Below are 4,972 nucleotides of genomic sequence, written 5' to 3' on the forward strand. Positions count from 1 at the left end.
CCGATGAACCGATGAACCGATGAACCGATGAACCGATGAACCGATGAACCGATGAACCGATGATACGCCAGACCCACCCAGACTGCAAGTAACAGTTTGAATTTATTGCGGATATCGGCGATTTTTGGTCGAACATTTAGCGGCCAATCAATTCATCTTTGGCCCAACCTTAGAACCAGGTTGCTGTATTCTGGAAATTCCCAAATCCTATATTTAGATAGACATTGGCTATGGTGATGCTTACGCCTGTCTGACTGTCATTTTGCCAGCACCGCCTAACCAGATTTCGACTGGACGACACAGGCCGGAGTGAGCATAGCTGTCCTGACACCATGCCTTCGGGGCTGTTTCAGTAGGAGCGCAAAACTCGCCCGATAAGCCAGAGACAGAGATGGACACATTCACCCCAGCCCAGATTGCTGACCTGCCGCGCCCGGAGCTGTGCGACCTATGGCGCCGCTGATGCAAAGCACCACCACCCCCGCAGATCAGTAAGCGTCAGGTCAGGCCGCTGGCTTCCGACGGCGTGAGCTGCGCCAAGTATTCGCGACGATGATGGTGCTTATGGGAGCGCGCCAAAAACTCGTCAGCCTCGATCGCTTCGATATCATAGGGTTCCAGGGCCTCTTTGGGAAAGTCTCGCATGTTTTCGGTCACAATATGCTGAGCGTCACATTGGATTGCCGCAGAGAGAACATGCAGATCGCCGGTATCAGGAAGCGACAATCCTTCGCAAATATGTTCGTATCCAGAGTTTCCAGTGAATTGCGCATACGCAATTGATTGAGTCGCGCAAACGAATAGGATTCGTCTATTCAAAAATAGAAATCCAGTATTTTCCAAAAATAGCAAACCAGACCAAATATTACCAATATGTCTCAAGAAACAATAAATGAAAAAATGTATCCGGGCTCTCAATGACCTTGCCACTGCCTCCAGCCTCGTTGCGGATGAACTCAGCCACCCAGCGCGATGACGACATTTATCTCTGTAGCGCTGAGAACCTTCTTCGGGCGATCAATCACGTGATAGCGTTGGGTAGCTTTGCCCGTGATCGGCCCGCGAAGCTGGATCTTCAAGATATGGCTATCTTGGACTTCGGCTGCGGGACTTGCCGCCTGCTCCACGGTCTGGATGCTGCTGACGAGCTGCCAAAGAGCTACGTCGGAATCGATGTGCAAGAGCTGCAAATCACGTGGGCGAGGGAAATTATCGCGCCGCTCGGGAACTACCAATTCCAGCGCATCGACGCCCAGAACGATCGTTACAATCCCCTAGGAGGGGCTTCGTCCTATGGGCAGATCGCCGACGAGCATCTTGGAGCAGACTTGGTGATCGCGCGATCTGTTCTGACGCACATGAAACCTAAAGAAGCACGGGAGACACTGCGGGAGTTGCGCCGGGCCGTCAACGATAGCGGTCAGGTCTACTTAACGGTCAACGTGTCTCAGAATGGTCCTCGCTGGGCCGACCTTCGCAAGCAGGAGCCGAGCGCGGGCAAACTGCTAAAGACCGAGTTCCGCAAAGCGGTTTTTGAGCGAATGCTCGACCGTTGCGGGTTCGAAGTTGCGGCCTATGTGGCAAGCATCGAGAACCAGTGCGTCTACCTTCTGTCGCCGAAGTAGAGGCAGACACCGAGAACCGTGAAGTCAAATGCTCCAGAATTTGTCCGACCTCAAAGTCTCGGGACAGTCAGGCCAAGTAAAGGACCAGCTCTTGGCTGACCCCGAAGTGGCTAGAAAATTTGCCCCTGCGGCTCAGAAGCTGTGACTGAGGGCAAATCCAAAGTAGGGATTTTGATCACCGCCCCGTGCTCGATATCCCGCGTTAAACAAGATATCGGATCCAGGCGCATCTGAAGCAATCTGATAGGTCAGGCCAATATCTATTGGCCGCACTGAAGATGTAATGTCCACAGTTTGAGAGGTTCTTGTCACGCCCGTGCTTTCTTGACCGGCGACGGCTGCAACCCTGTCCTGGGGGAGGTCAATTGAGATCTCACCAGATGAGATCTGAAGCGGACTGGAGACAGACAGGCTCATAGTGCCTGGGCTGCCGAGAAAGCGTTTTTTGCTGATTGATATTTGGCCGGCACGTCCCATCAGGTTGTTGCCGCCAGTGACCAGGCCTGCTTGTTGGAAATCTGTCGTGCTTTGCGTGCCAGATACCGTCAGGAGAGTACCCTGCCCAACCGCAACAGATCCAGATATCTCAAGGAATGAGGTAGAGCTACGTCCGTCCTGACCCGCAGCACCCATAAAGCGTGATCCCAGCACCGTACTGTTTTCTTCTATGAGACCGAACTGAGCAGAAAGGCCTGATCCATCTTTGTCTTTTGCCTCAAGCCCCACGCTGGTCCTGGTAAAAGAGCCAGAGGATGATCCGAATGCATGGTCGGCAATAAGCGCCAGTGTTCCCGTGAGTTCGAGCTTGTGCCCAAATGAGTAGTCTTCTGTAAGAAGTTGTCCAAATGGATCTGCGCCTGGATCTGCGTCTCCCAGGTTTATCTCTGAGGTCGAAGCACCTCCGTCAAAACGGATACCTGTGCTGTGATTTGAACGCATGACTGTCAGGGTGTCGCTGACCTTTACTTCCCTTGCGATCGTGAGACTGGGTTTTGGCGCCTCAATTTCGGAAACCAGGGCACTGGCGGCGAGATCAAATCCGCGCGTGTACTCATCTGTAACCATCAGGACCTGCCCTGTGAGGGCCTGGTTGAGTGCCGGCGCCAGGGCACCGCTGGCGGCTATACCCGTTTCGGCGAGAGGGATGGCCTCGCTTTTGGTGGTGTTCCCCTGGTAAACAACAAGTTCACCGACAGGACGCATGGCGCGGGACAGATTGAGAAAGCCCTGCCCGTAGATCTCGTCAACGCCCGGCTCTCCGAGATCATCAGCTGTATCAAACATAATCTGAGAGATTTGAGGGGCCGTCAGCTCTGGCCACTGGCTCTTTAACAGGGCATATCCTCCAGTGACGTGTGGGGCAGCCTGCGACGTTCCGTCAAACGCAACAACGCCGCCACCATTTCTGGTGCTAATAATACCCACGCCGGGCGCTGCGAGGCAAAAGTCTTTCGCGACGCCACAACGGTTGGAGAAACCCGCTATTTGTTTGTTCTGATCGACTGCGACGGCTGCGATGAAATAGCCATTATACTTGGGCATTAAGTGTGGAATACCTGCGTTGACTGCGACATCCGTCTGGCTGTGGTTTCCTGCGGCAACTACTGATATCAGGTCAGCGGATTTGGCTCTATTCAGAGCGTTGATAGTTGCGGGTCCAAGATATGCTTGGAGCTGGGAGCGGCTTGTAAAATCAGTGATGGGTATGGTGACATTGTTACCATCAACATAAACCCAGCTGTTGTTCATGACGTGCGCACCCGCGTCGATTGAGCGGTTCAGAGCATCAGCCCATACGTCTTGAATCGTTGAGGATTCGTTATCGTTGCCTCGAATTCCTTTGAAGATGACAAGCTCAGATCGAAAGGCAACGCCGTGTGTGCCCCGACCGTCTTTCCGGCCTGCAGCGATGCCGGCAACGTGGGTGCCGTGGCCGCCGGTGTCTGAAATGATGCTGGGGTTTCCGAAATAAGAATAGCTGTTTTGAAAGTCGATTTTCCCGAGGAAGTCTCGATTGTTCACATCGATACCAGTGTCCAGGATCGAGATTTTTACGCCTTGTCCTTGTCCGCCTTTTGCGTATCTCTCATCGGCTTCAATAAGAGAAAGACCATAGTTCCGGTTGAATTCCGGCGTTCGGAAGTCAGCAGGTCTGTCAGGACTGGGAGTGGGGCCTGGAGAAGGTGATGGACCGGGATCTGGAACAGCCCGGGGAGCCGGACCAGGCTTTTGGCCACCACCACCGCCAGCGACGGCAATTGCGGCCCCAATTCCGGCAACCCCCAGACCGATCATCAAACCAGGTCCTGAAGTCTCCTTAGCGCCCCGCTCCGAAGAGGAACCTTTTCTTTCGGTTGGCGCACGATTTGAGGTTTGACGGAGGTATTCCTTCATAATCGTGGGACGGTTCAGGGTGATGTACTCGTGCGCATCCTCGAAGGTCGATGGATCCAGAGCATGTTCACTGATGAGGAGTTTCAGAGCCTGCTCATCTGAGTAGGAGGTCAGTTGGCCTGAGTAGATGTTTGCGGAGACGGCGGTAGCCAAGGTGACAATGGCCGTCGTGGTAAGGATCAACTTCCTAAAAGAAAACATGATAGCTCCTATGCCTTATCCGCGGAAAACCTGACCGCTCGATTGCCAGGGCAGGCCTTTGGCTTTGACGGGGCCACCACACTACTTGCCTCGTCTATTTCGCTGAGCAGAGTACGAGCTCATCTGAGCGGCGAGGCTAAAGTAGCGGGTTTACCGTCGCCTTTCTAAAACACCATTTTGAGGCCTGCGTTTGCACTCAGGGCGGTGGCATCATCGGCATTGCTGAGCCCCGTGGCGTTAGAGACTTTGCCGAAGAAATCCACACGTTCCGCAAATGTATTGGTGCCGCCAATGCCGACCCAAACCGCCCAAGGCTCGCTCGAACCACAAGTAGTAGTGTGAGTTTATTACAGATATTGGCGATGTTCAGCCAAACATTCGGGGGGTAATCAACTCGTTCCATACCCAACACTAGAACCAGCTGGCTGTATTGGGGAAGTTCGCAAATCCTATCTTTAGATAGGTGTCAGCTATAGAGAGACATACACCTGTCAGGATTTCCTTTTGTCAAAACGGCCCAACCAAACAGTCGCTCAGAATATCGCAGGAAACGACCTGATGCTGGCATCTGCGATAGAGGCCAGCTTGATATGTTGCCTGGTGTCTGACGAGGGGCAGGTGTTCTAGAACACCACTTTGAGGCCTGCATTTGCACTCAGAGCGCTGGTATCACCGGCGTTGCTGAGCCCGGTGGCATAAGAGGCTTCGCCAAAGAGATCCACGCGGTCCGTCAGGGCATAGTTGCCGCCAAT

At 53.5% G+C, this 4,972-nt stretch carries 3 protein-coding genes; 1 reads left to right on the top strand and 2 read right to left on the bottom strand.

The genetic code is table 11. The features are described from left to right. Positions 1-498 precede the first annotated feature (498 nt). Positions 499-726, bottom strand: coding sequence for a hypothetical protein (locus Q1B13_RS26485; RefSeq protein ID WP_298938401.1), 228 nt, complete (start codon positions 724-726; stop codon positions 499-501). Positions 727-950: 224 nt separating this feature from the next. On the opposite strand from Q1B13_RS26485, the gene Q1B13_RS26490 reads away from it, so the two are divergent. Then, the gene (locus tag Q1B13_RS26490) at positions 951-1,625 is read left to right on the top strand and encodes a class I SAM-dependent methyltransferase (protein ID WP_298938400.1); all 675 of its coding nucleotides are present in this window, start codon (positions 951-953) and stop codon (positions 1,623-1,625) included. A gap of 132 nt (positions 1,626-1,757) precedes the next feature. Here Q1B13_RS26490 and Q1B13_RS26495 read toward each other — a convergent pair whose 3' ends face one another. Beyond that, positions 1,758-4,220, bottom strand: a complete 2,463-nt coding sequence (locus Q1B13_RS26495) for a S8 family peptidase (protein ID WP_299085873.1) — start codon at positions 4,218-4,220, stop codon at positions 1,758-1,760. Positions 4,221-4,972 lie beyond the last annotated feature (752 nt).

It is taken from the genome of uncultured Ruegeria sp., from assembly GCF_947489545.1.
In the GTDB taxonomy this organism is placed as follows: Bacteria; Pseudomonadota; Alphaproteobacteria; order Rhodobacterales; family Rhodobacteraceae; genus Ruegeria.